Source organism: Enterobacter cloacae complex sp. 6730903, assembly GCF_048283985.1.
Lineage (GTDB): Bacteria > Pseudomonadota > Gammaproteobacteria > Enterobacterales > Enterobacteriaceae > Enterobacter > Enterobacter hormaechei_C.
In genome coordinates this window covers 1-3,211 of record NZ_JBLVXX010000106.1, presented here as the reverse complement: position 1 = coordinate 3,211, position 3,211 = coordinate 1, and the positions used below count along the sequence as shown (strand labels likewise).

General features: G+C 36.6%; 4 protein-coding genes. All 4 read right to left on the bottom strand.

Annotated elements, in window-relative coordinates:
• Nucleotides 1–1,081 (bottom strand): glycosyltransferase family 4 protein (locus ACNQ0W_RS24870; protein ID WP_417933284.1); only part of this gene is annotated, 1,081 nt, incomplete at its 3' end.
• 73 nt (nt 1,082–1,154) lie between these two features.
• Nucleotides 1,155–2,024, bottom strand: a complete 870-nt coding sequence (locus ACNQ0W_RS24865; protein ID WP_062932822.1) for a rhamnosyltransferase — start codon at nt 2,022–2,024, stop codon at nt 1,155–1,157.
• A gap of 45 nt (nt 2,025–2,069) precedes the next feature.
• Nucleotides 2,070–2,960 carry a glycosyltransferase family 2 protein gene (locus ACNQ0W_RS24860; RefSeq protein ID WP_062932821.1) on the bottom strand — a complete coding sequence of 297 codons (891 nt, stop codon included), beginning with the start codon at nt 2,958–2,960 and terminating at the stop codon, nt 2,070–2,072.
• Nucleotides 2,926–3,211, bottom strand: a 286-nt coding sequence (locus ACNQ0W_RS24855) for an oligosaccharide repeat unit polymerase (protein ID WP_417933283.1), incomplete at its 5' end; no start/stop codon positions are given. The genes ACNQ0W_RS24855 and ACNQ0W_RS24860, both read right to left, overlap by 35 nt.

Below are 3,211 nucleotides of genomic sequence, written 5' to 3'. Positions count from 1 at the left end.
ATGTGTATAAGAGACAGTTATTATACATTGCGTTGAATGAGAAGTTTTCAAGGAAAAATTCATTTCCTGACTTGCCTAATTCAACACGTAAAGCACTATCACTAATTAAGTCAGCGAGTCTGTTTTTAATGGCATCAATATCTGCACGAGGAACGAGATATCCCGTTTTGCCATCAATGACAGATTCAGAAACGCCACCAACGTCTGATGCTAAAACAGGCAAGCCTGCACGCATAGCCTCGAGAATACTGATAGGGAAACCTTCCCAGTTAGAAATTAACAGGAAAATATCACTGTCTGCCAGCAAGGCATCAACGTCTAAACGTTCGCCTGTGAACAGTACATTTTCGCTAATTCCAAGATCCTGTGAAAGCTGTTTCATCTCATCTAACCTGGGACCTTTTCCTACCAGCGTCAACGCCCAGTTTCTTGTTTCTAATCGACTCAGCGCTTTCAATAGGCTTTCATGATCTTTTTGTTCTGAAAAACGAGCTACCGAAATCAACTTCACTACGTCATGAGTATGGTAAACATGAGGAGCAGCACTTTTTAACGGCACGCCATTATGGATCACCGTTTGCTGACTGGCAGACGCAACGTTATGTTCGATTGCAAGTTGTTTATCTTGAGCAGAGACTGTGATTATTTCATCAGTAATTTTACTGAATAATCGTTCAATAGCAATGTACAACCGACGTTTCTTATCATTAACACCATTTGCGAATGACCAACCGTGTACGGTGAAAACAACAGGAATATTCAGGAAAAGAGCTGCCAATCTCCCTACAATTCCAGCTTTAGAAGAATGAAGCGCAATAACATCCGGAGAAAATTTTTTTATAATTTTGCGTATAATTAAAGCACATTTAATATCTTTATAAGGCGATATTTCCCTTACCAGCTCAGGGATAATATGAATCTTCACATTTAATGCGCGAACTTCATCAACCAGAGCGCCTTGCTCTCCAACGATTAACTCAACTTGATGACCATCCTTTACTAAACCAGATGTCATATCACGCAAATGAGTCTGAGCCCCACCGATTTCATTCGCGCGTGTAATTATATAAAGAATTTTCATAGTTTTTGAAACAGTCCGATAAGTATATCGTTACTAACGCTCATTAACTTGCAACGAGACAGCCACAGGGAAATTAACTTCTATTAAACGGTCCAAATTTTCCTGTAAGACCATCAGAAATACCATAAAATATCATCATCAACGTTTTCTTTTTTTCTTTGTTAAGAACTAGTGATATTCCTGCACGAGCAAAATTCAAGAAAACCTCACGTATTTTATATCCAACAGGAATATACGGCTTCCTAATCATAAAGAAACTATTTCTTACCAGGAAGTAACGTCGCATAGGACTATGGATAGATATTTTACGCCCTAATAGATTCAGCCTTGAATCACCTATCGTGTGAGCCATTGAGGCTCGATTAGTCATTGCCACACGATACCCTAATTTTTTCGCACGCAGAGCCCACTCCACATCAATATAATCCACGAATAATGCTTCTTCCATCTTGCCAACTTTCTTAAAAACTTCAGAAGAAAAGAAGGAACCAGATGCAATAACATACGTTACATCGGTTATTTCCTGTATCGGCGTTCTTTTGATAAATGGTCCGATATAATTAGTACCCCAATAAAATTCGTTTGTGTTTGGATCATAAAAAGAAGGGCCAAGGATACCAACATTGTACTGAGCATACATCTTACTCATAGCCATTATAAAATCCTCGCCTAGCACACTGTCCTGATCAAGCAGTAATAAATAATTGGCGCCGCGGGAAATTGCATCTTCGATACCAATATTTTGTGCATAGGAAAGTCCACGATTTGTATTCAATTTAATTAAATCGTATTGGTACTGTTGGCACAGACCTTCAATCTCCGCTACATTTTTTGAACCATTGTCAACAATCACGCAATCATCTAGTTGATATTGAAGAGATTGCAACTGTGCTTTAAAACAATCAATGTCTGGATTATAAGTTACAGTGACTGAACTAATCAATTAAAACTCCTTTGAAAAAAATGTTGCAGTTGCAATGCATTTAACCTAAAACTTCCCATATTTCCCCAGAATGCCATCTTTCCAGCCACGAAGAATATATTTAATATACATTCTTTTTTTATCCACGCAGGCAACAAACATTATTGTACGAATCGTTGAAAAAATGGCCTCTCTAAATTTATATCCAATAGGGACATATGATAATCTCATCATGTAAATTGAGTTTCTTGCAAGATAGTAGCGTCTTAATGGGCTATGTATGCTTACTTCTCTTCCCATAAAAAGCTTCCGCTCATCTCCAATCGTATGACTCATTTGGGCATCCGGTATTGCATAGAAAGAATACCCATTGCTGGCTGTTCTCAAACACCATTCGATATCAATATAATCAATAAATAATTCATCCCGCATTAAACCGACTTTTTTTATTACTTCAACAGGAACTAACATTCCTGAATTTATAAGAAAAGAAACTCTTAGTGGTTCATGTGATTGTGGATGAATGCTTCTAATACGACATCCATCAATTAATGAAAAAGGAGTATTTGTTCCTGTTCTGGGATCATAAAAAACAGGTCCAACAGCACCGACTTTATGACCTTTGGCGTTAAGTTCTATCAAACCTTGTGATAAAGAACCAATAAATTCATCAGTCGGTTCTGAATCCTGATCAAAGAAAAGTACTGCATCTGAATCAGAATCCATGATTTTTTTAAGTAGAATGTTTTGAGCTCCCGCCAACCCTACATTTTCTTGAAGAAAAATAAAATCATGCTCTGGCAAATACTTCTTTTTTAAAACATGAGCATTTTCACTTGCATTATCGATCAAATATATTTTTAAACTCAGTTTAGAAGCTTTCAGACGCTCAATTAGCCTAGCAAGGATTTTTACATCAGGATTAAACGTTACTATTAATGCTGCGATTTCTAACATTTCTCTTCCCATGCATCATAAGATAGCCAACAAAAACTAGCAAGATCCAATTCGATAACCACGTCATGTATTGATCATCAAAAAGCTGCATTAAAATTGCGTAAAGTACTATCGGATAAATAACATAATAAGCCTTTAAGTTCTTATATTTCCAAGTATAAACTCGCCCTGAAAGGAAACCAAAAAACGCTGGAAAAATAACTGAAAAATATCCAAAATCAAGAAAATAAGGTCTTAAATAAGTATATATA